Below are 23,371 nucleotides of genomic sequence, written 5' to 3'. Positions count from 1 at the left end.
CGGGGCCTTCGTGCTGTGACCGACGTCTCTGTCGCAAAAGCCGTCCGGGGTGGCAAGGTGGACAGAACAGTTGGGGGGAGTCCACCGCACACGTCCGACCTCAGTGAGACACCATGACCGCACACTCCGCCACCGCCGTCCGCACTCGCACCGGCGGTCCCGAGAACGACGGCCCGAAGGTCTTCGAGCACGTCATGGGCTGGGCCCTGGTCATGGTCGTCGCCATGCTCGTCACCCAGCTCAGCCTGCTCTGATCCGACCCGGGACGGGCCCGGACCCCTCCGCACCCGCTCGTCGATCAGAGTCGAACGAGTGGACGTTGTCGTTCTGACATACTGCGGATGTCCCGCCACCCCGCCCGAGACCAGGGTACGAATTGAAGATCAGCGAACAGCGCGACGGCGCCCGTCCCCGAGCGCGCGGCACCGAACGCTCGCTGGCGCGTCGCGCCGAACTCATCGCCATCGGGCGGAAGTTGTTCGCCGACACCTCCTACGACGCGCTGTCCATGGATGACATAGCCAAGCAGGCGCATGTCGCCAAGGGGCTGATCTACTACTACTTCCAGTCCAAGCGCGGCTACTACCTGGCGATCATCCACGACTCGGTCGCCGACCTGGTCGGCTTCGCGGCGAGCGGTGTCGAACTGGAGCAACTGGACCGGGTCCACCGCACCATGGAGAGCTACCTCCGCTGGGCCGAGCACAACCAGGCCGCCTACCGCACGATCGTCAGCGGCGGAGTCGGCTTCGACGCCGAGGTGCAGGCCATCCGGGACGGGGTGCGCGAGGCGATCGTGGCGACGATCGCCGAGGGCGCCTACGGTCGCACCGACATCTCGCCGCTGGCCCGCATGGGCCTGTTCAGCTGGGTGTGCAGCGTGGAGGGCGCCGCCCTCGACTGGATCGACCGCCCCGCCCTGACCCGCGCGCAGATGCGCGAGCTGCTGGTCAAGACCCTCGGCGGCGCGATGCGCGCCATCGAGGAACTCGACCCGGCCTACCCGTCCCCGGCCCCGGCCCGCCGCGACGCCTGAGGCGAGGTGCCCGGAGCTTCCCGCGCCCTCGCCCCAAGTGTCGTACAGGCAAGGTCAGTTGATGGCCTTGATCAGCTCACCGCCGGCCGTGTCCCCGCTCAGCTCCCAGAAGAACGTGCCGCCGAGACCCTGCTGGTTCCTGTACGTCATCTTCGTCGCGATGGTCGAGGGCGTGTCGTAACTCCACCAGTCGCTGCCGCACTTGGCGTAGGCGGTGCCGCCCACCGTGCCGTTCGCCGGGCACTTGGACTTGAGGACCTTGTAGTCCTCGATGCCCTGCTCGTAGGTGCCCGCCGCCGGACCGGTCGCCGTGCCGCCCGGTGCCGCCTGCGTCACGCCCGTCCAGCCGCGGCCGTAGAAGCCGATGCCCAGCAGCAGCTTCGCGGCCGGGATGCCGAGTCCCCGGAGCTTGGCGATGGTGGCCGAGGTGTTGAACTCGGCCTTGGGGATGCCCGGGTAGGAGGTCAGCGCGGAGTGCGGGGCGGTCGGGCCGCTCGCGTCCCAGGCGCCGAAGTAGTCGTACGTCATCGGGTTGTACCAGTTCACGTACTGGGCCGCGCCCGCGTAGTCCGCCGCGTCGATCCTGCCCCCGGCGGTGGCGTCCGCGGTGATCGCGGCGGTGACGAGCGAGCCGCTGCCGAACTTCGAACGCAGCGCCGCCATCAGGTTCTTGAAGGCCTCCCGGCCGCTGGTGTCGCAGGTGTTGCCGCAGGCGTTGGGGTACTCCCAGTCGATGTCGATGCCGTCGAACAGGCCCGACCACTTGGAGTTCTTCACCAGGTCGTAGCAGGACTGGGCGAACGCGGCCGGGTTCTTCGAGGCCTCGCCGAAGCCGCTGGACCAGGTCCAGCCGCCGAAGGACCACAGGATCTTCAGCCCCGGGTGCTTCTTCTTCAGCTTCAGCAGCTGGTTGAAGTTGCCGCGCAGCGGCTGGTCCCAGGTGTCGGCGACGCCGTCCACCGACTCGGCGGCGGTGTAGGCGCGGTCGGTGGCCGCGTAGGAGTCGCCCATGGCGCACTTGCCGCCGGTGACGTTGCCGAAGGCGTAGTTGATGTGCGTGAGCCTGGCCGCCGAGCCGGACGTCTCGATGTTCTTGACGTAGTACTTGCGGTCGTAGGTGCCCCATTCGGTGAAGTAGCCGACGACCTTGGAGCCGGCCGCCTCCCGGGCCGAGGGTTTGGCGGCGGCGGGGCCTGCGCCGGCCAGCAGCCCGGCGCCGAGGACCGCGCAGCAGGCGGCGGAGGCGAGTGCCCGCACGGAGGCGCGGGAGCGGTGCGAAACGTGCATCGGGTGTCTCCTCGTGGGGGAGAGGGAACGCGCGCCGATTGGCATGAACGCGGTAAAGCGTTGGTCATGAACCCTAGGAGGACTAGACCACTCGGGTCAATGGTGCGGACCAATCCGACGCCCTTCGGAGCGGCTCCCGGGCCGCTTCGGATATTCTTGAAGTGAGCGGTCGTTAACTGGTGACGGGGCGCCCCCGATCGGGCATACTCACAGCGCACAGCCGCTGGTCAGCAGCTTCCGAGACCCGGGAGAGCGAGCGTCGGCTGGGCCCGTGGAAGACCCGGCGGCCGCCCCCACCCAAGGCGCACGTCCGCCGATGTGCCCTAAAGAGGGAGGAGAGCGTCGCCATGCCCGATCGCGCCGTGCAGCCGGTGGACCGTGAACTGCCCACGGACGAGGCCCGGGATCTGATCTCGCTCGTCCGCGACATCGCCCAGCGGGAGATCGCTCCGAAGGCGGCCGAGGAGGAGGACGCGGGGCACTTCCCGCGCGAGGTCTTCACCCTGCTGTCCAAGTCGGGACTGCTCGGACTGCCGTACGACTCCGAGTACGGCGGGGGCGACCAGCCCTACGAGGTCTACCTCCAGGTGCTCGAGGAGCTCGCCGCGGCCCGTCTCACCGTGGGCCTCGGGGTCAGCGTCCACACCCTGGCCTGCTACGCGCTCGCCGCCTACGGCTCCAAGCAACAGCAGATCGAGCACCTGCCCGCCATGCTCGGCGGGGGGCTGCTCGGGGCGTACTGCCTCTCCGAGCCGTCCTCCGGCTCCGACGCGGCCTCCCTGCGCACGAAGGCGGTGCGGGACGATGGGGGCCCCTCCCGCTCGAGCGGAGCCGAGAGTGGGGGAGACTGGGTGATCAGCGGCACCAAGGCCTGGATCACGCACGGCGGGGTGGCCGACTTCTACACCGTCATGGCCCGCACCGGCGAGGAGGGCGCGCGTGGGATCAGCGTGTTCCTGGTCCCCGGTGACGCCGAGGGCCTCAGTGGCGCCGCGCCCGAGAAGAAGATGGGCATGAAGGGCTCACCGACCGCCCAGGTCCACTTCGACGGCGTGCGGGTGCCGGACGAGCGGCGGATCGGCGAGGAGGGCCAGGGCTTCGCGATCGCTCTGTCCTCGCTCGACGCCGGCCGGCTCGGCATCGCGGCCTGCGCGATCGGCCTGGCCCAGGCGGCTCTCGACGAGGCGGTCGCGTACGCCACCGACCGGCGCCAGTTCGGGCGGCCGATCGCCGACTTCCAGGGCCTGCGCTTCATGATCGCCGACATGGCCACGCAGATCGAGGCGGGCCGGGCGCTGTATCTGACGGCGGCGCGGCTGCGCGACGCCGGACGGCCGTTCGCCAAGCAGGCGGCGATGGCCAAGCTGCACTGCACCGACACCGCGATGAAGGTGACCACGGACGCCGTGCAGATCCTCGGCGGCTACGGCTACACCGCCGACTTCCCGGCCGAGCGCTACATGCGCGAGGCCAAGGTGCTGCAGATCGTCGAAGGCACCAACCAGATCCAGCGGATGGTCATCGCCCGTCACCTTGCGGGCCCGGAGACCCGCTGAACTCGCCGGTTCTGACCTGCGGCGCCGCGAGCCTGGCCCACTCCGGGTCGTGGCGCCCTGGCAGGGTGCGGCCCCGGTCGGCCCAGGCGCGCAGCAGCTCACGGTAGATGGGCGGGTCCTGGAGCGGTGCTGGGGTGCGGGGAACCGTTCCTGTGGGCGTGGGCACGAACACCCGGCGTCGCCGCTCGGTCGCTGCGTAGGTTGAGGTCATACCAGGGCAACGGACGGGCAAGGGGACAGGTCACCCGTCCGCGGAATCGACCGTGAGTTCGCGGATGTCCGGCCCGCGGCTCTGGTGGGCGGACGCCACCTGACGTACCGTCAGCCAAGCCGTCTCCGGGGAGGTGGGGCATGGCCGACGACCGTCCCGTACCGCTCGACGAGTACCCCGTGCACCAGGTCGCCCTGTCGATGAAACACGTCGCGACCGGCGACCGAAACGCCTACGACCGGTGCATCTTCCACGTCCTCGACCACGAGGGGCGGGCGCTGCTGATCACCGGACTCGGCGCGTACCCGAACGTCGGGGTGATCGACGCCTACGCGACCCTGCGCACGGGCGACACCCTGCACGCCGTCCGGGCGTCGGACGCGCTCGGCGATGACCGCATGCGGCTCACGGTGGGCCCGCTGCGCATCGAGGTGGAGGAGCCGCTGCGCAGGATCAGACTGCGCTGCGACGACGGGTCGCTGTCGTACGACCTCGTCTGGACCGCCGACTTCCCCGCCCTGTGGGAACCCCACCACCTCCAGCGCCGCGGCGACCGGCTCACCCTGGAAGGGCGCCGCTTCGTGCAGGCGGGGAGCGTGGAGGGCGTGATCCGGTCCGCCGGAGGGGAGTTCGAGGTCACGGCCGGGGGCTGGACGGGCACCCGCGACCGCAGCTGGGGCGTACGGCCCCTGCCGGGTGAGGAAGGCGGCCGGTTCGCCGAGGAGCACCCCACCGAGGGCTTCCACTGGCTGTGGTGCCCGGTGCGCTTCGAGGACCGGTTCCTGATGGTGATCGTCCAGGAGGACGCCGACGGCTACCGCACCCTCAACGACGCCACTCTCGTCCGCCCCGGCCACCGGGACCGTCAACTGGGCTGGCCCCGGCCCGAGATCACCTACCGGTCCGGCACCCGCCACCCCGAGCGCGCCGTCGTCCACCTCGGCGACCCCCGCAAACCCCAGGAGCTGGAGGTGGAGATCCTCACCTCCTCCCCGCTCGCCGTCGGCGCCGGCCACCCGCCCGCCGACGACTGGCAGCACGGCACCTGGCGGGGCAGGGGCTGGACCGACCGGCGCGCGTACGACCTGACGGCGGCCCACCCACTCGCCGCCTACGGGGTCACCGACCACGCCGCGCGCTTCCGCCTCGACGGTCGGATCGGACACGGCATCCTCGAGCACGGCTCGTTCGGGCGGCACGACCCGAGCGGCTTCACGGACTTCACGTCGGTCGCACCCTAGGCGGTATGTGACATGGCACCCACGACACCCCGCCCCCGCACCACCACCCGCGACCCCGAGGACATCGCCCGTCGCCTCACCGCCTGGCTCGGCATCCGCCTGCCCGGCGCGAAGGCGACCGGCGTCGGTGTCCCCGAGTCCAACGGCATGTCCAGCGAGACCCTGCTCTTCGACATCGAGCACCCCGAACCTCCGCTGCGTGCCTGCGCGTTGAGACTGGCGGCCGATCCGGCGGCGTACACCGTCTTCCCGGTGTACGACATGCCGCGCCAGTACCGCACCATGCGCCTGGTCGCACAGCACACCGACCTGCCCGTGCCGAAGGTGCTGTGGCTGGAGGAGGACCCCGCACCGCTCGGCGCGCCGTTCTTCGTCATGGAGCGGGTGGCGGGACGCGTGCCGCCGGACGTCATGCCGTACACCTACGAGGGCAACTGGCTGCACGCGGCGAGCGACGCCGAACGCGAGCGCCTGGAGGCCGCCTCGATCGGACTGCTGGCGCGACTGCACGACCAAGTTCCGGTGGATCAGGCCGAGTTCCTCCAGCTTCCCGGAGAGGGCGACGCGCTGCGCCGGCACGTCGAGGCCCAACGTGCCTACTACGACTGGGTCGTCGACGGACGGCCCCGCTCACCCCTCATCGAGGCGGCCTTCGACCGACTGGCGGAGACCTGGCCCGACGATCCGGGCACACCGGTCCTCAACTGGGGCGACGCACGCATCGGAAACGTCGTCTACGACGGGTTCGACCCCGTCGCCGTCCTGGATTGGGAGATGGCGGCCCTGGCCCCGCGCGAGGTCGACCTCGGCTGGACCGTCTACCTGCACCGCTTCTTCCAGGACCTGACGGTCGCCTTCGGCCGGCGAGGCCTGCGGGACTTCCTGCGCCGCGACCGCGTCGAGGCCCGCTACGCCGAACTCACCGGCCACACACCGCGCGACATGGACTTCTACACCCTGTACGCCGCGCTCCGGCACGCGATCGTCATGCTGCGCGTCGCCCACCGGCAGGTGCACTTCGGCGAGGCCGTCGTCCCGGCGGACCCGGACACCCTGATCCTGCACCACGGCAGTCTGCGCGCCATGGTGCAGGGCAGCTACTGGGACTGAGCGGGCTCAGGCGGCCTGACGGCGCATCACCGGCACGCTCATCGGGCGCGAGCCCGGGCCGCCGACGTGCGAGAAGGGCTGCGTCCGCCAGTCGAGCCCCTGAGGGAGCGTCAACAGCAGCGCCGTGTCCTGCTCCTGGGGCTTGGCCGACTCGTCGGCCGAGCGCGCCTCGGAGGCCTGGCGGCCGGTACCGGTGCAGACGGTGAGGCCGAACGGATTCCACGGCGAGGCGCACAGCGCGTGCTCCGGCAGCACCTCCTCGTCGGCCAGCAGGGCGATGGGCTGGGCGCAGTCCGGGCAGATCACCCGGTACATCTCGAAGGTGTCGTACGCGTCGAACTCGTCGTCGAACTCGTCGGGTTCGACGCCCTCCGGCTCGGGCTCGACCACCGGCTGGAGCCGCTTGGGCGCGGTGCGACCAGGGCGCTTAAGACTCTGCATGGATAACTCCCCCTCGGGCTGGGGCCGTGAAGGCGCTGCGGCCTCGACCACAGCAAGCACTTCCCGCCCGGTCTCGGCGGTAATCACGAGAGCATCACGGAGACGCGTCGGGGGGTGTGGCGTTCGTCACATGCCGCTCGCAGATGCCCATGGCGGACTTCCACATCACGAACCGGGCATGACCTGGGGTGCTGAGGTATCCGAGGAGATCAGGCGCACTGTAGGTTCTTGCGCCATGGAGGAGCTCGACCGACAGATCGTTCAGCTGCTCGTCAAGGACGGGCGGATGAGCTACACCGACCTGGGCAAGGCCACGGGCCTGTCCACGTCGGCCGTGCACCAGCGGGTGCGACGGCTGGAACAGCGGGGCGTCATCCGCGGCTATGCCGCGGTCGTAGACCCCGAGGCGGTCGGGCTGCCCATGACCGCGTTCATCTCGGTCAAGCCCTTTGACCCCAGCGCACCGGACGACATCGCCGAGCGGCTGGCCGGAGTGCCCGAGATCGAGGCGTGCCACAGCGTCGCCGGCGACGAGAACTACATCCTCAAGGTGCGCGTGGCCACACCCCACGAGCTGGAGGAGCTGCTGGCCCGGCTGCGGTCCCTGGCCGGGGTCTCCACCCGGACCACGGTGGTGCTGTCGACGCCCTACGAGGCACGGCCCCCGCGCATCTGAGCCGACCCGCGTACGACGGCGGCACCGCGGCACGAGAAACTGTCGGTCATGAGTGAACGCACCGACCGGCCGAAGACCGTCCTGCTGCGCCGAGGCGAGGTGCACAGCCCCGCCGACCCCTTCGCGACCGCGATGGTCGTGGAGGCCGGACAGGTCGCCTGGGTCGGCTCCGAGGGCGCCGCCGACGCCTTCGCGGACGGCGTCGACGAGGTCGTCGACCTGGACGGCGCGCTCGTGACCCCGGCGTTCACCGACGCCCATGTGCACACCACCTCCACCGGCCTCTCCCTCACCGGCCTCGACCTGTCCGGCGCCCCCAACCTGGACGCCGCCCTCGCCCTCGTACGGGACTTCGCCGCAGCTCGGCCCGGCGATCGCGTCCTGCTCGGGCACGGCTGGGACGCCGCCCGCTGGCCCGGCGGCCGTCCGCCGACCGGCGCCGAACTGGACGCGGCCACGGGCGGCCGTCCCCTGTACCTCAGCCGGATCGACGTCCACTCGGCGGTCGTGACCTCGGCCCTGCTCGACATGGCCGGACGGGGCGCGGGGGACGGTCCGCTCACCGCCGACGCCCACCACGCCGTGCGCTCCGCCGCGTTCGCGGCCGTGACCCCGGCCCAGCGGACCGAGGCACAGCGCGCCGCCCTCGCGCAGGCCGCGTCCCTCGGAATCGGGTCGGTGCACGAGTGCGCTGGACCGGAGATCTCCTCCGAGGACGACTTCACGAGCCTGCTGCGGCTCGCGTCCGAGGAGACGGGGCCCCGTGTCATCGGCTACTGGGCCGAACAGGACGTCGAGAAGGCGCGTGAACTCGGTGCGACGGGCGCCGCGGGGGACCTGTTCGTCGACGGCGCCCTCGGCTCGCACACCGCCTGCCTGCACCTGCCGTACACCGACGCCGACCACACCGGCACCGCCTACCTGGACGCGGACGCCGTCGCCGCCCATGTCGTCGCCTGCACCGAGGCCGGCCTCCAGGCTGGCTTCCACGCCATCGGCGACGCCGCCGTGACCGCCGTCGTCGAGGGCGTCCGCGCCGCCGCCGAGAAGGTCGGCCTCGCGCGCGTCCGCGCCGCCCGCCACCGCGTCGAGCACGCCGAGATGCTCACGCCGCTGACCGTCGCGGCCTTCGCCGAACTGGGCCTCACCGCCTCCGTGCAGCCCGCCTTCGACGCGCTGTGGGGCGGCGAGGAGGGCATGTACGCCCAGCGCCTCGGCGTGGAGCGGGCCCGGACCCTCAACCCCTTCGCCGCCCTGCTGCGCGCCGGCGTCCCGCTCGCCTTCGGCTCCGACAGCCCCGTCACGCCCCTCGCCCCCTGGGGCACGGTCCGCGCCGCCGCCTTCCACCGCACGCCGGAGCACCGCGTCTCCGTGCGGGCCGCCTTCACCGCCCACACCCGCGGCGGCTGGCGGGCGACCGGCCGCGACGACGCCGGTGTCCTGGTGCCCGGGGCACCCGCCGACTACGCCGTCTGGCGTACCGACGAACTCGTGGTCCAGGCGCCCGACGACCGCGTCGCCCGCTGGTCCACCGACCCCCGCTCCGGCACTCCCGGCCTGCCCGACCTCAGCCCGGGCCGTGACCTGCCCGTCTGCCTGCGCACGGTGGTGGGCGGCCGCACGGTGTTCGTACGGCCGGGCGAGTGATCTCCCGGGGTGGCGCACCGCCGACCGTGGTCCGCACGCCGCTGGTGCGACCTGCGCCTCCACCCCGCTGACCAGGCATTTGCCTGAAGAGCCGCAGGTCGAACGGCTGTTGACAGGCGGAGGCGGGGGGCCGGTAGGTTCGGCCGAGTCCACCACCGGACGCCCTACCGGGGAACCTCCGGGCACTCGCCCGCGGCGCCGCTGGGTCAGGGACGGTGTGCCGTACCGGGGCACCGCCACTGGGAGCCAGGCTCAGCGCCCGCGCCGCTGCGAGGGACGTTCCGGCCGGTCGGGGAGGTGCGACCCGGGTGGGGCCCGGACGCTCAGTAGACAACGGCTTTCGGTCGACCCGCAGCCAGCGGGCCCCAGGTCGGCCCGAAGGGCGCCGGGCCCCCATCCGCAGCCAAACCGGTAAAAGGGCTGCTCTTACCCCGCTCTTGCGGAATCGACACCACCATACGAACGTCCTTGTCACGTCATCGCAGGCCGCGGCCACTATGGTGGACGTCTGCGTACGGACATGAAGGGGCAGCAGTGAACGACGGCGACGAGACCCTCGCGGCATCGGACCGGGGGAAAAAGTTCGGCCCGCTCGGCACGGCCTTGGTGATCATTCCGACCTACAACGAGGCGGAGAACATCAAGAAGATCGTCGGCCGGGTCCGTGCGGCCGTCCCCGAGGCGCACGTCCTCGTGGCCGACGACAACAGCCCCGACGGCACGGGCAAGCTCGCCGACGAACTGGCCGCCGAGGACGACCACGTCCAGGTCATGCACCGCAAGGGCAAGGAGGGCCTGGGCGCCGCCTACCTCGCGGGCTTCCGCTGGGGCCTGGAGAACGGCTACGGCGTCCTGGTGGAGATGGACGCCGACGGCTCCCACCAGCCCGAGGAGCTGCCCCGGCTGCTGACCGCCCTGAAGAGCGCCGACCTGGTGCTCGGCTCCCGCTGGGTCCCCGGCGGCCGGGTGGTGAACTGGCCCAAGAGCCGGGAGTTCATCTCCCGCGGCGGCAGCCTGTACTCCCGTCTCGCCCTTGACCTGCCGCTCAGGGACATCACCGGCGGCTACCGCGCCTTCCGCCGCGAGACCCTCGAAGGCCTCGGCCTCGACGAGGTCGCCTCCCAGGGCTACTGCTTCCAGGTGGACCTCGCCCGGCGCGCGGTCAAGGCCGGCTACCACGTCGTCGAGGTCCCCATCACCTTCGTCGAGCGCGAACTCGGCGACTCCAAGATGAGCCGCGACATCCTCGTGGAGGCCCTGTTCAGGGTCACCGCGTGGGGCGCCACGGAGCGGGTCGACAAGGTGCTGGGCCGCGGCAAGAAGGCCTGACCCGGCCGCGCGGGGCCGCGGGGGTCCCGCCGATCACCCGTTTATCCCGTCCTGAGCCGCCGCCAGGCACACTGGACGTATGACGACTGGCGCTCCCATCCCCACGTACCCCGCCCGGCCCCGGCGCTCCCGGCTGCGGACGTTGCTGCCGTTGGGCGTGGCGGCCTGGCTGGTGCTGGAGATCTGGCTGCTGTCCATGGTCGCGGGCGCGACCAGCGGGTTCGTGGTCTTCCTGCTGATCGTCGCCGGGTTCGTGCTCGGCGCAGCGGTGATCAAGAAGGCCGGCCGTCGCGCCTTCCGGAACCTCAACGAGGCGCTGCAGCGGGGAGGGACCCCGCAGAGCGGCGAGGGCAACGGCCTGATGATGCTCGGCGGCCTGCTGCTGATGATCCCCGGCCTGATCTCCGACGCGATGGGTCTGCTCCTGCTGATCCCGCCGGTCCAGAAGGCGGTGAGCCGCTTCACCGAACGCACCGTCGACCGCAAGCTGCGCGAGGCCGTCCCGGGCGGCTTCGGCGACGCCTTCCAGCAGGCCCGCATCCACCGCCCCGACGGCAAGGTCGTCCAGGGCGAGGTCGTCCGCGACGACGAGCGGCCCGGTGACGCCCCGCAGGAGCCGCGCCCGCCGCTGACGCGGTGACGGCGGGCCCGACCGGGATCCGGGCACACGACGGCGGGCGCCTACGTGAATCCACGTAGGCGCCCGCCGTCTGTTGCGTGTGTTGGTGTCTGCCCGACCCCGGCAGGGACTAGGCCGACTTGCGGCTGTCCCGCGGATGGATCGCGATGTTCATCGCGCCCGAACGCAGAACCGCCAGACGCTCCTCGAGGACCTCTTCGAGTTCCTCTCGGGTGCGTCGCTCCATCAGCATGTCCCAATGGGTACGCGCGGGCTTGGCCTTCTTCTCTTCCGGGCCGTCGCCGTCAACGAGGAGTGCCTGGGCTCCGCAGACCTTGCACTCCCACTCCGGCGGGATCTCCGCCTCGACCGAGAAGGGCATCTCGAACCGGTGCCCCTTCTCGCATGCGTACTCCACGGCCTGGCGCGGGGCCAGGTCGATGCCGCGGTCCGTCTCGTAGCTGGTCACCACGAGGCGCGTGCCGCGAAGAGCTCGCTCACTCATGAATCGTGCCTCCCGGGCTTGTCGCCCACAGGACAGGTGTCGCTGTCGTCGTCATCCGGTCAACGTCCGGTCGGCGGTAAAGATTCCCGTTCCGGGCAATGCGTCGCCGTCGTAGCCGCCCCTTGTTGTACCCACCAGCGCCCGGTTTGTCACATCTGCTAGCAGATGTCACCCAGCGTTTCGGCATCTTTGACGCGCAGTAACGGTACGCCTGGCAGGCCAAACGCGTACACTACAGCCCTTTCCCCGTGAGCGCTAAATCATCTCGGGAACCGGGTTGCCCGCGTCGTGGATCGCCCGCCGTACCGGAACCCGCGCGAGCAGCGCGAACCCGATGACGAAGAACGCCACCAGCGAGATGATCGCGTCCCGGTAGCTCCCGGTGAGCTGGTAGGTGATGCCGAACAGAAGCGGACCGAGCCAGCTCATACCCCGGTCGCTCATCTCGTACGCGGAGAAGTACTCGGCCTCCTTGCCGGGCGGCACGAGATGGGAGAAGAGGGAGCGGGACAGAGCCTGGCTGCCGCCGAGCACGAGCCCGATACCGGCGGCGAGCACGAAGAACCACACCGGCGCCCCGGCCGGCAGAAAGTACCCGGCCGCCAGCGTCACCGTCCACGCCACCAGCGAACCGAGGACCGTCCGCTTGGCCCCGTACGTCCGCGCCAGCCGCCCCATGCCCAGCGCCCCCGCCACCGCCAGTACCTGGACCATCAACACGGCCGTGATCAGCGTGGACTGGCTCAGCCCCAGCTCCTCGGAGCCGTACACCGAGGCCTGCGAGATCACCGTCTGGATGCCGTCGTTGTAGATGAGGTAGGCGAGCAGGAAGGCCAGGGTGAGGGGTTTGCCCCGCATGTCCCGGACGGTCGACGCCAGCTGCCGCCATCCGTGTACCGCCGGCGCGGCCGACGCCGTACGGCGGTCGTGCAGTCGCTTCAGCGGTACGAGGGTGAAGGCAGCCCACCACAGTCCCGCCGACGCCAGACAGATGCGGACCGCCATCGACTCGGAGACGCCGAAGGAGTCGTGGGCCGTGAACAGCACCAGGTTCACGATCAGCATCGACGAGCCGGCCGCGTACCCGAAGGCCCAGCCGCGCGAGGAGACCCGGTCGCGGTCCTCGGGCGGGGCGATCTGCGGCAGGTAGGAGTTGTAGACGACCATCGAGACGGCCACCGAGGAGTTGGCCACGATCAGCAGCAGGCCGCCCAGCAGGTACCGGTCGCCCGAGAGGAAGAACAGGCCCGTCGTGGCCGTCGCGCCCAGGTAGGCGCAGGCGGCCAGCAGCGGCTTCTTGCGGCCCGTGCGGTCGGCCGCGGCGCCCACCAGGGGCATCACCACGATCGACACGATCACGGACGCCGAGACGCAGTACGCGAAGAACGACCCGGCCCGCACCGGGACGCCCAGCGGGTGCACGAACCCGTCCGCGTCCGCCGCCGACTTCGCGACGGAGGTCAGGTAGGGGCCCAGGAACACCGTGAGCACGCTCGTCGAGTAGACGGAGCAGGCCCAGTCGTAGAAGTACCAGCCGCGCTGCTCGCGCCGCAGGTCGGTGGTGGCCGTCCGCACGGTGTCGGTGGTGCTCACCCGCGCCTCGCTTTTCCGGTGGATGTCCCGCGCGAGGGGGGGGCGGGGTGCGGGTGTCAGGGGTGGGGGACCCAGACGCCGCGGTCCTCCATGACCTTGCGCAACGTGTCGATGTGATCGGTCATGATGCCATCGACTCCCAGGTCCAGGAGACGGTGCATGCGCTCGGCCTCGTTGATGGTCCACACGTGCACCTGCAGTCCGCGCGCGTGGGCGGCGCGTACGAAGCGGTGGTCGACGACCTGGATGCCGGACTGCGCCTCGGGCACCTGGGCGGCGACCGCCGAGCGGCGCAGGGCCGCGGGCACGCCCCAGGAGCGCAGCCGCAGGTTGAGCACGCCCCGGGTGCCGTACGACGTCGCCAGGCGCGGGCCGGCCAGGCGCTGGGCGCGGACCACGCGCGCCTCGGAGAACGAGCCCACGCAGATCCGGTCCCAGGCGTTCGTGCGTTCGACGAGTTCCAGGAAGGGCAGCAGCGAGGACTCCGCCTTGAGATCGACGTTCCAGCGCACCTCGGGGAGGGTCTCCAGCAACTCCTCGAACAGCGGGATCGACTCCTTGCCCGCCACGCGCGCCCGGCTCACCTCCGCCCACGGCAGGTCGGCGATCCGCCCCCCGCCGTCCGAGACCCGGTCCAGCGTCGAGTCGTGGAAGGCGACCAGCCTGCCGTCCGCCGTGGTGTGGACGTCGGTCTCGATGTACCGGTAGCCCGCCGCCACCGCCCGCCGGAACTGCAGCAGGGTGTTCTCCAGGCCGTCCGCGGCACCGCCCCGGTGAGCGAAGGCGATCGGACCGGGATGGTCGAGGTAGGGGTGGCGTATCGCAGGGGTCACCGTCGCAGTATCGCTCCCTGCGGTTGCCCGCCGGCAACGACCGTGCTGCCACCGGATGCCGACGGGACGTCGAACACCCGCAGGAACAACTGGGCGAGCGGGCCGATCGACAGCGCGTACAGCAGCGTGCCGATGCCGACCGTGCCGCCGAGCACGAACCCCGTCGCCACGACCGCCACTTCGATCGCCGTCCGCATCAGCCTGATCGAGCGGCCGGTACGGCGGTGCAGTCCCGTCATCAGGCCGTCGCGCGGACCCGGACCGAAGCGGGCGGAGATGTACAGCCCGGTGGCCACGCCGTTGAGCACGATGCCGGCCACGAGAAGGGGGAGGCGTACGGCCAGGGAGCGGACGTCGGGGAAGAGAGCGAGCGTGCCGTCCATCGCGATGCCGATCAGGAACACGTTGGAGACGGTGCCCAGCCCCGGGCGCTGGCGGAGCGGTATCCACAGCAGCAGGACCGCCGCGCCCACGATGATCGACACGACGCCGATGGTGAGGCCGGTCAGCCGGGCGAGCCCCTGGTGCAGCACGCCCCACGGTTCGAGTCCCAGGCCCGATCGGACGAGGAGCGCGGAGCTCGTGCCGTACAGCGTGAGCCCGACGTAGAGCTGGATCAACCGTCGCCCGAAACGGTCCCTGGTGGCCAAGGGATACCCCCTGTGGTCGTGGTGGCCTGGTGCATGCCACCCTGGAGGGTGAGTGGAAACCTCATCCATGGCCAATCCGGGGAAGGTGGACTGATTTCCATGGGACAGTGGACCTCGGCGATGGGTGCCGCGCAGCTCGCTCGGCTTCTGAGGTCCCAGCAGGACCGCCCGGCCGGCCCGGGCACGCGCCGTCCACCCGCCTACCGGGCGCTCGCCGACGGCATCCGCCTGCTGGTCCTGGAGGGGCGTGTCCCGGTCGCCGCCCGGCTGCCCGCCGAGCGCGAGCTGGCCCTCGCCCTGTCCGTCAGCCGCACCACGGTCGCGGCCGCCTACGAGGCGCTGCGCACCGAGGGTTTCCTGGAGTCCCGGCGCGGAGCCGGCAGCTGGACGGCCGTACCGGCCGGGAACCCGCTCCCCGCCCGCGGTCTCGAGCCGCTTCCGCCCGAGGCCCTGGGATCCATGATCGACCTCGGCTGCGCGGCGCTGCCCGCCCCCGAACCGTGGCTCACCCGGGCCGTCCAGGGAGCCCTGGAGGAACTGCCCCCGTACGCTCACACGCACGGCGACTACCCGGCCGGGCTTCCCGCGCTGCGCTCGATGATCGCCGAGCGCTACACGGCGCGCGGGATCCCGACCATGCCCGAGCAGGTCATGGTGACCACCGGTGCCATGGGTGCGATCGACGCCATCTGCCACCTATTCGCCGGGCGCGGCGAGCGCATCGCCGTCGAGTCGCCGTCGTACGCCAACATCCTGCAGCTGATGCGGGAGGCGGGCGCGCGCCTGGTGCCGGTCGCGATGGCCGAGGGGCTGACCGGCTGGGACCTGGACCGCTGGCGCCAGGTCCTGCGGGACGCCGCCCCGCGGATCGCCTACATCGTCGCCGACTTCCACAACCCGACCGGCGCGCTCGCCGGCGAGGACCAGCGGCGGCAACTCGTGGAGGCGGCCCGGTCGGCGGGGACGGTGCTCATTGCGGACGAGACGATGAGCGAGCTGTGGCTGGACGACGGCCTCGACGAGGACACGATGCCGCGGCCCGTCTGCGCCTTCGATCCCGCCGGGTCCAGCGTCATCACCGTCGGATCGGCCAGCAAGGCGTTCTGGGCGGGGATGCGCATCGGCTGGGTGCGGGCGGCGCCGGACGTGATCCGCAGCCTGGTCGCCGCGCGCGCCTACGCCGACCTGGGCACGCCGGTACTGGAACAGCTCGCCGTGAACTGGCTCTTCAACACGGGCGGCTGGGAGCAGGCCGTGGAGGTGCGGCGCGGGCAGGCCCGGGAGAACCGGGACGCGCTGGTCGCCGCGGTACGGCGGGAGCTGCCGGACTGGGAGTTCGAGGTGCCCCGGGGTGGACTGACCCTGTGGGTGCGCACGGGCGGCCTGTCCGGCTCGCGGCTCGCGGAGGCGGGGGAGCGGGTCGGGGTACGGGTGCCCTCGGGACCCCGGTTCGGGGTCGACGGCGCCTTCGAGGGGTATGTGCGGCTGCCGTTCACCGTGGGGGGCGCGGTGGCCGACGAGGCGGCCGTGCGGCTCGCGGCGGCGGCGAAGCTGGTGGAGTCGGGGGCATCGGGCGGCGGGGAGACGCCGCGTACGTTCGTGGCGTGAGGCGCGCCTCCCCACAGCACCCGATGCCCACGCGGGCTCACGAGCTCTCGGCCACCACGGCTTCCACAGCCTCCACGGCCTCGACGGCCTCCACGGGCAACGGCTCCGCCCCGACCTGCCCGGTCTCGACGGTCTCCCCGTCGGCCGGCGTCGTCCGCGGGGGCAGCAGCGCGAGCACCGCCTGCCGGTCCGTGTCGCTCGTCGCGTCGTCGTAGGGGTCCGGTGTCGACGGCACCTGCAGACGGTGCACGGGTCCGGCGCCCAGGCGCGCGTACCCCCGGCCGGGCGGCACCTGCGCCACCGGTGTCGTGTTCGGCGGCGCTCCCAGTACCGCCCGCAGCTGCTCGGCGGTGGCGGGTCCGAGCACGACACGCGCGCGCGTGTGCTGCCGTACCGCGTCGCTCAGCGCGTCAGCGCTGTCGAACTGGTCGGCCACGACCACCGTGACGTTGGCCGCGCGGCCGTGCCGGAGGGGGACCTGGAGCAGGGCCTGCGGGTCCTTGCGGCCGTCGGCCGCGGCGAGGTGGGAGAAGGCGGTGGGGCGGTCCAGCAGGAGCCACAGGGGGCGCTTGGTGTCCTCCGGCGGCGGGTGGCCGGCCTGACGGGCGCGGTTGGCGGCGATGAGCCGGCGTTCCGTCTCGGTGGCCGCCCACTCCAGGCTGGCGGTCGCCCCGGAGAGACCGCACTCGACGGCGAGGACGCCGTCCCGGCCGGTCAGGCACGCGTACTCGCCGGTGCCGCCGCCCTCGACGATCACGACGTCGCCGTACTGCAGGGCCTGCAGGGCGATGGAGCGCAGCAGGGTCGAGGTGCCGCTGCCCGGCTGGCCCATGACCAGCAGGTGCGGCTCGGTGGAGCGGATGCCGGTGCGCCAGACGACCGGCGGGACGTCGCGCTGTTCCTCGCCGTAGCCGAGCGGGAGCGTGCGCTGGACCTGGGTGGGGTCGGTGAAGCCGAGGACCGTCTCGCCCGGTGCCGTCACGAAACGCTGGGCGGCGATGTCGGTGGGCAGCGGGGACAGGACCGTGACGGTCAGCTGGTTGCCCTCCTCGTCCCAGGCGAAGTGGTACTCGCGGCCGCGGCCCGACTTGGCGTGCAGCAGCTGCTCGATCCGCGCGCGGGCCTCGGCCTCGCCGTCCGGGAAGTAGGCGGGGTAGCGGATCACCAGCTCGGTGGTGCGGCCGGTCTGGTCGAACTCGTACGCCGGGAACGCCTTCTCCCACTCGCCGCCGTGGGCGTAGAGGGGGTCGGGGTCCTCCGGGGTCGAGAAGTACGGAACCAGAGCCTCGTACAGGGACTTGAGGCGCTGAGTCTGCGAGTCGTCGGGGCCGTCGGGCTCCGGCGGCTTGCGGTCGCGGCCCTGCCAGGCCGCCGCCGACATCACGACGACGGCGGCGAGCAGCGGCCCGTACGGCACGAGCGCCACGACCAGGACCACCGACGCCGCGAGGAACAGCAGCGGACCGCGCTTGTCCTTCGGTGTCTCGGCCCATCTGCGCCGGCCGGCCGCCGCCAGCCGGCGCAGACCGCGCGTGATCGTGATCAGCGGATGAAGTACGTCGGTGGCGCTGTCGGCCGCCGTCCGGGCCAGCTCCCGGCTCCGGGCGATCTGCGCGCTGCCTGTGCTCAGGATGCGGGGGAGGGGGCGCCGAGCCACTGCTGTCTCCTCGGGGTGCGTACGGGACGGAGGAACGGCGTCAGAACTTGATGCCGCCGAGGAGGCTGGCCAGGCTCTCGCCGCCCGCCTTGATGCTCGGGGCGATCGCCGTACTGGCCAGGTAGAAGCCGAAGAGAGCCGAGACCAGCGCGTGCGAGGCCTTGAGGCCGTCCTTGCGGAAGAAGAGGAAGACGATGATGCCGAGCAGGACCACGCCTGAGATGGACAAGATCATTTGAGTTCTCCTGGTTCACGGGGACAGTCACCATGAGTACTTCCAGGATCACAGGATGTATCCATACGATAAAAGGTGCAACTGGGTGAATTTCGATGGATTTCCCTCGGATGGCTGAGCCCTGCTGCCCCCGTTGAGCAGGCCGTTTGCGTCCGACCGGGTCTGTGGTGATCTTTACCTCCGGCAGATCGGGTCATGTGCGGCGCGAGCCAGTACCCTTGCGATTCACCTGATCGGTTGTATGAGAGGCGGTCCGGCCGATGACTGAAGCCCCCGACCCCGAGGTCGTGGAGCTGGCGACCAAGATCTTCGATCTGGCCCGTCAGGGTCCGACCGAGGCACTCGTGGCGTACGTCGACGCGGGCGTTCCGGCCAACCTCACCAACGACCGGGGCGACTCGTTGCTCATGCTCGCCGCCTATCACGGGCATGCGGACGCGGTGCGCGAACTGCTCGCCAGGGGCGCCGCCGCCGACGAGATCAACGACCGGGGGCAGACCCCGCTCGCCGGGGCCGTCTTCAAGGGTGAGACGGATGTCATCAAGGTGCTCCTGGAGGGTGGCGCCGACCCCTCCGTGGGCACGCCGTCGGCCGTGGACACCGCTCGGATGTTCGGTCGGACAGAACTGCTCGAATTGTTCGGCGCACACTGATCCGTATGTTTTGACCAGCGAAAACACAGAAAACGGGGGAGGCGGTACAGGGCCGCCGAAATTTCGGTCGCGGCAGGTCGAACTGCCGAGTCATCATGACGTCATGCTTCACGGACGCGATGGCTGGGCAGGTGATGCCGCACCGCGCGGGCCGTGATGCGGTCCGCATGGGCCACCGACGAGAGGCAGAGGAAAATGGTCTACAGCAAGCAGGAAACGGCGGGCGCCCCGACGTGTTGTCACGCGGCCAGGTGAAGCAGGACCCCCGGTTGCGTCGACGCTTGATGTGAGGCTGTTTCCCATGTTCGAACCGGTCATAGCGCCCAGCGGTACGCTGCTCGGCCTGCTTCAGCGGGGCCGCGGCGACGGAACACTGCACGCGCTCACCGCCCCGCGCGCCGAAGCGCTCGCGGCGCTCAACCACTGTGTACTGCGCGACCCACGCCACGACTGGCAGCTGGAGAACCGCTCCCTCTACTACGCCCGTCTCTACCTCGACCTGCACGGCGAGCTGGACGAGATCGAAGCCCACCTCTTCGACGTCGAGGACGCCTTCGACACCGAGGAGTCACGCACGGGCCTGGCCCTCGCGGTCCTCGGCCATCTCGCCTCCTACGGCCGGCGGGACGCGCTCCAGCTGCTGCGCAGATACGCCGCCTCCGGCTCCAACTGGGCCTGGGCCCTGGACGAGCTGGCCCTGCGGGACGACGACGCCGGCCTGCGGTCCCTGGCCGCGCCCGTCCTCGCCCGCTTCGCCACGGACGCCGAGGGCGAGGCCGAGCTGGCCGCCGCCGTGCGGGACGCCTTCGAGCCCCGGCCCTGGCGGCTGTGGGCCGAGGATCCCCGCGAATCGATCGCCACGCGTGTGCGTGCCGCCCACGAGGCCGGCTGCTTCGACCGTTGGCAACGGCAGATGCGACCGACCGGGCCCCGCCCGGGGTGGAGCGTGCAGGCTGTCTTCGAGTGGGCCCAGCAGGGCTTCGAGCGGGGCGCGGCCCTGCACGTGCCCGCCGCCCGCTGTCTGGTCGCCGTCGCCGGTCCCGAGGACCGGGCGGAGATCGTCCGGGCCGCCGAGGACGGCTTCGACGGAGCGCGCTGCACCGCCCTGCGCTACCTCGCCGACGGCAACGATCCCGACGCCCTCGATCTGATCGAGGGCGCTGTGGCCACGGGCTCACCGGTCGTCGTGGAGGCCGCCGTGGACGCCTTCGAACGGATGCGGAGCATCGCCGCCGTCGACCGGGCACGCGGCTGGGCCCGCCGCCCCGACCCGCTCGGCGCCGCCGCCGGCCGTATGCTTGCCTGCCGCGGCGGAGTCGAGGACAAGGACCTGGTCCTCGGCGCACTACGGGAAGCGGTGCGCGGTGAGGGCCCCGACGCCCCCACGCTGTGGACGCTCGTGGACGGCACCGGCCGGCTCGGCATCGCCTGCGCCGCCCCCGTCCTGCGCCACATCTATCGCGAGACCGCCTCCTCCCACCTGCGCGGCAGGGCCGCCCGGGCCCTCGCCGCCACCGATCCCTCCTTCCCCGCGGGCTTCGCCGTCGAATGCCTCTGGGACTGTGAGGAGTCCACCCGGGAGATCGCCGCCCGGCACGCCGAGACCGGCGACGCCCGGGTCGTCGAACAGCTCCGCCGCCTCGCCGCCGATCCGGCCGAGGAGGCCGAGGTCCAGACGGCGGTACGCAGCCGGATCGCGCCCGAGGGACCCGCCGTGTGAGGCGCGCGGATGGAAGTGCGCCGACGGCGGAAACCGAGCGGTCCCGGTTCTGTGGAGGCCCGCGTCGGACCGTGACACCGGAGGGTGGCACTGCCGCCGGGTGAACGAGGGATGGCCCGCGGGTCAGGCGGTCATGGACGCGGTCGACCTGCTCGGGTGCGCGAGGGAACGCTCACGGGACGTTCATCGTTCGCAAAGATCCACGTTGACGCGGCCACGTCCGGCACGGCGAGAACACCGGTATGCGTGTCGTCATCGTGACCGAATCCTTTCCCCCCGATGTGAACGGCGTGGCCCACTGCGCGCTCCAGACCGCCCGGCACCTCGTAGATCGCGGTCACCATCCGCTCGTCGTCGCCCCGGCCGGCACCGCTCTGCTCGGCCGGGCCGGGACCGGGCCCGACGTCCAGGCGCCGTGCCTCGTCGTCCGTGTCCCCTCCCTCCCGCTCCCGCGCTATCCCCAGGTCCGTGTCGCCCTGCCCAGCCGGCGCCTCGCCGCGGCCGTCGTCGAACACCGGGCCGACATCGTGCACCTGGCCAGCCCCTTCGTCCTCGGCGTCCGCGGCATGGCCGCCGCCCGGCTCGGCATTCCCGCCGTGGCCGTCTACCAGACCGACCTGGCCGGATACGCCCGCACCTACATGGGCGCAGGCGAGGCCGCGGCCTGGCGGCGCATCCGCTCCGTCCACGCCGCCGCCGACCTCACCCTCGCTCCCTCCAGCGCCTCCCTGCGCGACCTGGAGGCCCACGACGTCCCCCGGGTGAAGCTGTGGCCGCGCGGCGTCGACACCGCCCGGTTCCGTCCCGACCTGCGCGATCCGGCCCTGCGCCGCGAACTCGCCCCGAACGGCGAGCTGCTCGTCGGCTACGTCGGCCGGCTCGCCCCCGAGAAGCACGTCGAGCTCCTGTCCGGAGTGTGCGGACTCCAAGGCGTGCGGGTCGTGGTCGTCGGTGACGGCCCGAGCGCGCCGAGCCTGACCGAGGCGCTGCCGGGCGCCGTCTTCCTCGGCCGCCGCACCGGCGACGAACTCGCCCGGATCTACGCCTCCCTGGACGTCTTCGCGCACACCGGCCCGTTCGAGACCTTCTGCCAGACCGTGCAGGAGGCCATGGCCAGCGGCGTCCCGGTCGTCGCGCCCGCCGTCGGCGGACCACTCGACCTGGTCGCCCACGAACGCACCGGGCTGCTGGTGCCGCCGCACGACGCGGATGCCGTCCGCGAGGCGGTGCGGTCCCTGATCGCCGATCCCGAGCGGCGGTTCGTGTTCGGGGCCACCGCCCGCGCCACGGTCGGGGGACGCACCTGGGCGGCCGTGGGCGACCAATTGATCGGGCACTACGCGGACGTGCTCGCCGCCCGGAAGAAGACGGTGGTGGCGGCATGACCTCACTGCGCATCGTCCGGCTCGCCAACTTCGTCGCGCCCGCTTCCGGCGGACTGCGCACCGCCCTGCGCGAACTCGGCAAGGGCTACCGGGCGGCCGGACACGAGCCCGTGCTCATCGTCCCCGGCGCACGCGCCGACGACCGCGACACCGAACAGGGCCGCGTCATCACGCTGCCCGGGCCGCTGCTCCCCGGTACGGGCGGCTATCGCGTGCTGACCGACAAGCGGCGGGTCGCCGCCCTGCTGGAGGACCTGGCGCCGGACCGGCTGGAGGTCTCCGACCGGACGACACTCAGGTGGACCGGCAAGTGGGCCCGGCGGCACCGGGTGCCCGCCGTGATGGTCTCCCACGAGACCGCCGACGGCGTGCTGCGCACCTGGGGCCTGTCCGAGAACGCCGCCCGGCGCGCCGCGGACGCCCTCAACACCCGTACCGCGCACACCTATGCGCGCGTGGTGTGCACGACCGAGTTCGCCGAGCGGGAGTTCGTACGGATCGGCGCACGCAACGTCGTACGGGCACCGCTGGGCGTCGACCTGGTGGAACGCCGTCCCGCGCTGCGCGACGCCGGGCTGCGCGCACAGTACGCGCGCGTGACCGAGACGCTGCTGGTGACCTGCACACGCCTGTCCGTGGAGAAACGGCCAGGCACGGCTCTGGACGCCCTGGAAGCGCTGATCCGCCGCGGGCGTCCGGCGGTGCTGGTCGTCGCCGGTGACGGGCCGCTGCGGTCTCGGCTCGAACTGCGGGCGCGCGAGCGCCGGTTGCCGGTGACCTTCCTCGGGCACGTCTCGGACCGGGCGAGGCTCGGCGCACTGCAGGCCTCGGCCGACGTCTGCCTGGCTCCCGGGCCCGCCGAGACGTTCGGCCTGGCCGCGCTGGAGGCGATGGCCTGCGCGACCCCGGTCGTGGTGAGCGCGTCGTCGGCGCTGCCGGAGGTCATCGGCTCCGCGGGGGCCGTCGCGGCGGACCACGGGGAGGCCTTCGCGGAGGCAGTGGACACGCTGCTCGAACTCCCCGAAGGGGAACGGCGCGAGGCGGCACGCGCGCGTGCGGAGTGCTTCGGGTGGAACACCGCGGTGGACGCGTTCCTCGCCGTGCACGACGCGACGGTACCGACGCGTCGTTTCACCCGCGGGGGCGTGGCATGAGAGCCCCGCGTTTCGTCGCCCTCGGGGACTCCCTGACCGAGGGCGTGGGCGACCCGGCCGGGAACGGGTGGCGCGGCTGGGCCGCGCTGCTCGCCGGCGCACTCGCCGAGGCGGACGTCGAGTTGACCAACCTCGCCGTCAGCGGGGCGCAGACCGGGAGGCCCTGGAGGTCCGGACGCCGGTCGGTCTCGCCGGTTGCGTGAAGCGCTCGGCAGTGGGTCTCCG

The 23,371-nt window shown here is 71.9% G+C and carries 23 protein-coding genes; 15 read left to right on the top strand and 8 right to left on the bottom strand.

Going from position 1 to position 23,371, the window contains the following annotated elements; genetic code table 11:
- Positions 1-113: 113 nt before the first annotated feature.
- Both FBY22_RS27430 and FBY22_RS27425 read left to right on the top strand, forming a co-directional pair.
- The gene (locus tag FBY22_RS27430; RefSeq protein ID WP_142150348.1) at positions 114-254 is read left to right on the top strand and encodes an SCO1431 family membrane protein; all 141 of its coding nucleotides are present in this window, start codon (positions 114-116) and stop codon (positions 252-254) included.
- 122 nt (positions 255-376) lie between these two features.
- On the top strand, positions 377-1,036 hold the full coding sequence (locus FBY22_RS27425) for a TetR/AcrR family transcriptional regulator (RefSeq protein ID WP_142150346.1): 660 nt from the start codon (positions 377-379) through the stop codon (positions 1,034-1,036).
- 54 nt (positions 1,037-1,090) lie between these two features.
- Here FBY22_RS27425 and FBY22_RS27420 read toward each other — a convergent pair whose 3' ends face one another.
- Positions 1,091-2,323, bottom strand: a complete 1,233-nt coding sequence (locus FBY22_RS27420; protein ID WP_142150344.1) for a glycoside hydrolase family 18 protein — start codon at positions 2,321-2,323, stop codon at positions 1,091-1,093.
- Positions 2,324-2,670: 347 nt separating this feature from the next.
- On the opposite strand from FBY22_RS27420, the gene FBY22_RS27415 reads away from it, so the two are divergent.
- The 3 genes from FBY22_RS27415 (at position 2,671) to FBY22_RS27400 (ending at position 6,441) form a co-directional block, all read left to right on the top strand.
- Positions 2,671-3,879, top strand: coding sequence for an acyl-CoA dehydrogenase family protein (locus tag FBY22_RS27415; protein WP_142150342.1), 1,209 nt, complete (start codon positions 2,671-2,673; stop codon positions 3,877-3,879).
- A gap of 351 nt (positions 3,880-4,230) precedes the next feature.
- Positions 4,231-5,331: a hypothetical protein gene (locus FBY22_RS27405; RefSeq protein ID WP_142150340.1), complete on the top strand. Its 1,101-nt coding sequence runs from the start codon at positions 4,231-4,233 to the stop codon at positions 5,329-5,331.
- A 12-nt stretch (positions 5,332-5,343) separates the two neighbouring features.
- Complete coding sequence (locus FBY22_RS27400; RefSeq protein ID WP_142150338.1) at positions 5,344-6,441, top strand: phosphotransferase family protein; 1,098 nt, start codon at positions 5,344-5,346, stop codon at positions 6,439-6,441.
- Between the two features lie 6 nt (positions 6,442-6,447).
- On the opposite strand, the gene FBY22_RS27395 is transcribed toward FBY22_RS27400, so the two are convergent.
- Positions 6,448-6,882: a hypothetical protein gene (locus FBY22_RS27395; RefSeq protein WP_142150336.1), complete on the bottom strand. Its 435-nt coding sequence runs from the start codon at positions 6,880-6,882 to the stop codon at positions 6,448-6,450.
- Between the two features lie 235 nt (positions 6,883-7,117).
- Here FBY22_RS27395 and FBY22_RS27390 point away from each other — a divergent pair, with 235 nt between their 5' ends.
- The 4 genes from FBY22_RS27390 to fxsA all read left to right on the top strand — a co-directional run bounded on the left by FBY22_RS27390 (position 7,118) and on the right by fxsA (position 11,174).
- Positions 7,118-7,558 (top strand): Lrp/AsnC family transcriptional regulator, encoded by a 441-nt coding sequence (locus FBY22_RS27390; protein WP_030677853.1) that lies wholly within the window; start codon positions 7,118-7,120, stop codon positions 7,556-7,558.
- 48 nt (positions 7,559-7,606) lie between these two features.
- Complete coding sequence (locus FBY22_RS27385; RefSeq protein ID WP_142150334.1) at positions 7,607-9,205, top strand: amidohydrolase; 1,599 nt, start codon at positions 7,607-7,609, stop codon at positions 9,203-9,205.
- 534 nt (positions 9,206-9,739) lie between these two features.
- Positions 9,740-10,534 carry a polyprenol monophosphomannose synthase gene (locus FBY22_RS27380; protein ID WP_142150332.1) on the top strand — a complete coding sequence of 265 codons (795 nt, stop codon included), beginning with the start codon at positions 9,740-9,742 and terminating at the stop codon, positions 10,532-10,534.
- A gap of 79 nt (positions 10,535-10,613) precedes the next feature.
- The gene (gene fxsA / locus FBY22_RS27375) at positions 10,614-11,174 is read left to right on the top strand and encodes an FxsA family membrane protein (protein WP_142150330.1); all 561 of its coding nucleotides are present in this window, start codon (positions 10,614-10,616) and stop codon (positions 11,172-11,174) included.
- Positions 11,175-11,283: 109 nt separating this feature from the next.
- Here fxsA and FBY22_RS27370 read toward each other — a convergent pair whose 3' ends face one another.
- The 4 genes from FBY22_RS27370 to FBY22_RS27355 form a co-directional block, all read right to left on the bottom strand.
- On the bottom strand, positions 11,284-11,658 hold the full coding sequence (locus tag FBY22_RS27370) for an RNA polymerase-binding protein RbpA (RefSeq protein WP_010046329.1): 375 nt from the start codon (positions 11,656-11,658) through the stop codon (positions 11,284-11,286).
- 255 nt (positions 11,659-11,913) lie between these two features.
- Positions 11,914-13,251 (bottom strand): MFS transporter, encoded by a 1,338-nt coding sequence (locus tag FBY22_RS27365; protein WP_260845179.1) that lies wholly within the window; start codon positions 13,249-13,251, stop codon positions 11,914-11,916.
- 56 nt (positions 13,252-13,307) lie between these two features.
- Positions 13,308-14,084, bottom strand: coding sequence for a glycerophosphodiester phosphodiesterase (locus FBY22_RS27360; RefSeq protein WP_142150328.1), 777 nt, complete (start codon positions 14,082-14,084; stop codon positions 13,308-13,310).
- Positions 14,081-14,704, bottom strand: coding sequence for a YitT family protein (locus tag FBY22_RS27355; protein ID WP_399212553.1), 624 nt, complete (start codon positions 14,702-14,704; stop codon positions 14,081-14,083). Before FBY22_RS27355 ends, FBY22_RS27360 begins: the two co-directional genes overlap by 4 nt.
- 129 nt (positions 14,705-14,833) lie before the next feature.
- Here FBY22_RS27355 and FBY22_RS27350 point away from each other — a divergent pair, with 129 nt between their 5' ends.
- Positions 14,834-16,342 carry a PLP-dependent aminotransferase family protein gene (locus FBY22_RS27350; RefSeq protein WP_142150324.1) on the top strand — a complete coding sequence of 503 codons (1,509 nt, stop codon included), beginning with the start codon at positions 14,834-14,836 and terminating at the stop codon, positions 16,340-16,342.
- 37 nt (positions 16,343-16,379) lie between these two features.
- Here FBY22_RS27350 and FBY22_RS27345 read toward each other — a convergent pair whose 3' ends face one another.
- The gene (locus FBY22_RS27345) at positions 16,380-17,999 is read right to left on the bottom strand and encodes an ABC transporter ATP-binding protein (RefSeq protein WP_142150322.1); all 1,620 of its coding nucleotides are present in this window, start codon (positions 17,997-17,999) and stop codon (positions 16,380-16,382) included.
- A 40-nt stretch (positions 18,000-18,039) separates the two neighbouring features.
- Positions 18,040-18,234, bottom strand: a complete 195-nt coding sequence (locus tag FBY22_RS27340; RefSeq protein WP_016434155.1) for a hypothetical protein — start codon at positions 18,232-18,234, stop codon at positions 18,040-18,042.
- A gap of 260 nt (positions 18,235-18,494) precedes the next feature.
- Between FBY22_RS27340 and FBY22_RS27335 the strand changes: the two genes are divergently transcribed.
- The 5 genes from FBY22_RS27335 (at position 18,495) to FBY22_RS27310 (ending at position 23,349) form a co-directional block, all read left to right on the top strand.
- Positions 18,495-18,887 (top strand): ankyrin repeat domain-containing protein, encoded by a 393-nt coding sequence (locus FBY22_RS27335; RefSeq protein WP_142150319.1) that lies wholly within the window; start codon positions 18,495-18,497, stop codon positions 18,885-18,887.
- Between the two features lie 301 nt (positions 18,888-19,188).
- Positions 19,189-20,607 carry a HEAT repeat domain-containing protein gene (locus FBY22_RS27325; protein ID WP_142150315.1) on the top strand — a complete coding sequence of 473 codons (1,419 nt, stop codon included), beginning with the start codon at positions 19,189-19,191 and terminating at the stop codon, positions 20,605-20,607.
- A 242-nt stretch (positions 20,608-20,849) separates the two neighbouring features.
- Complete coding sequence (locus tag FBY22_RS27320; protein ID WP_142150313.1) at positions 20,850-21,992, top strand: glycosyltransferase family 1 protein; 1,143 nt, start codon at positions 20,850-20,852, stop codon at positions 21,990-21,992.
- Positions 21,989-23,146, top strand: coding sequence for a glycosyltransferase (locus tag FBY22_RS27315; RefSeq protein WP_142150311.1), 1,158 nt, complete (start codon positions 21,989-21,991; stop codon positions 23,144-23,146). The genes FBY22_RS27320 and FBY22_RS27315 overlap by 4 nt, the downstream gene beginning before the upstream one ends.
- Positions 23,143-23,349 carry a GDSL-type esterase/lipase family protein gene (locus FBY22_RS27310; RefSeq protein ID WP_399211906.1) on the top strand — a complete coding sequence of 69 codons (207 nt, stop codon included), beginning with the start codon at positions 23,143-23,145 and terminating at the stop codon, positions 23,347-23,349. The genes FBY22_RS27315 and FBY22_RS27310 overlap by 4 nt, the downstream gene beginning before the upstream one ends.
- Positions 23,350-23,371 lie beyond the last annotated feature (22 nt).

It is taken from the genome of Streptomyces sp. SLBN-31 (genome assembly GCF_006715395.1).
Classification (GTDB): domain Bacteria; phylum Actinomycetota; class Actinomycetes; order Streptomycetales; family Streptomycetaceae; genus Streptomyces.
The sequence above is the reverse complement of the archived record's forward strand: the minus strand, read 5'-3'. Positions and strand labels throughout refer to the sequence as shown.

Excerpts from the sequence above, each read along its gene's own strand:
- FBY22_RS27430 (WP_142150348.1), top strand. The coding sequence starts at position 114 with ATGACCGCACACTCCGCCACCGCCGTCCGCACTCGCACCGGCGGTCCC.
- FBY22_RS27420 (WP_142150344.1), bottom strand. The coding sequence starts at position 2,323 with ATGCACGTTTCGCACCGCTCCCGCGCCTCCGTGCGGGCACTCGCCTCC.
- FBY22_RS27415 (WP_142150342.1), top strand. The coding sequence starts at position 2,671 with ATGCCCGATCGCGCCGTGCAGCCGGTGGACCGTGAACTGCCCACGGAC.
- FBY22_RS27405 (WP_142150340.1), top strand. The coding sequence starts at position 4,231 with ATGGCCGACGACCGTCCCGTACCGCTCGACGAGTACCCCGTGCACCAG.
- FBY22_RS27400 (WP_142150338.1), top strand. The coding sequence starts at position 5,344 with ATGGCACCCACGACACCCCGCCCCCGCACCACCACCCGCGACCCCGAG.
- FBY22_RS27395 (WP_142150336.1), bottom strand. The coding sequence starts at position 6,882 with ATGCAGAGTCTTAAGCGCCCTGGTCGCACCGCGCCCAAGCGGCTCCAG.
- FBY22_RS27390 (WP_030677853.1), top strand. The coding sequence starts at position 7,118 with ATGGAGGAGCTCGACCGACAGATCGTTCAGCTGCTCGTCAAGGACGGG.
- FBY22_RS27385 (WP_142150334.1), top strand. The coding sequence starts at position 7,607 with ATGAGTGAACGCACCGACCGGCCGAAGACCGTCCTGCTGCGCCGAGGC.
- fxsA (WP_142150330.1), top strand. The coding sequence starts at position 10,614 with ATGACGACTGGCGCTCCCATCCCCACGTACCCCGCCCGGCCCCGGCGC.
- FBY22_RS27370 (WP_010046329.1), bottom strand. The coding sequence starts at position 11,658 with ATGAGTGAGCGAGCTCTTCGCGGCACGCGCCTCGTGGTGACCAGCTAC.
- FBY22_RS27350 (WP_142150324.1), top strand. The coding sequence starts at position 14,834 with ATGGGACAGTGGACCTCGGCGATGGGTGCCGCGCAGCTCGCTCGGCTT.
- FBY22_RS27340 (WP_016434155.1), bottom strand. The coding sequence starts at position 18,234 with ATGATCTTGTCCATCTCAGGCGTGGTCCTGCTCGGCATCATCGTCTTC.
- FBY22_RS27335 (WP_142150319.1), top strand. The coding sequence starts at position 18,495 with ATGACTGAAGCCCCCGACCCCGAGGTCGTGGAGCTGGCGACCAAGATC.
- FBY22_RS27325 (WP_142150315.1), top strand. The coding sequence starts at position 19,189 with ATGTTCGAACCGGTCATAGCGCCCAGCGGTACGCTGCTCGGCCTGCTT.
- FBY22_RS27320 (WP_142150313.1), top strand. The coding sequence starts at position 20,850 with ATGCGTGTCGTCATCGTGACCGAATCCTTTCCCCCCGATGTGAACGGC.
- FBY22_RS27315 (WP_142150311.1), top strand. The coding sequence starts at position 21,989 with ATGACCTCACTGCGCATCGTCCGGCTCGCCAACTTCGTCGCGCCCGCT.
- FBY22_RS27310 (WP_399211906.1), top strand. The coding sequence starts at position 23,143 with ATGAGAGCCCCGCGTTTCGTCGCCCTCGGGGACTCCCTGACCGAGGGC.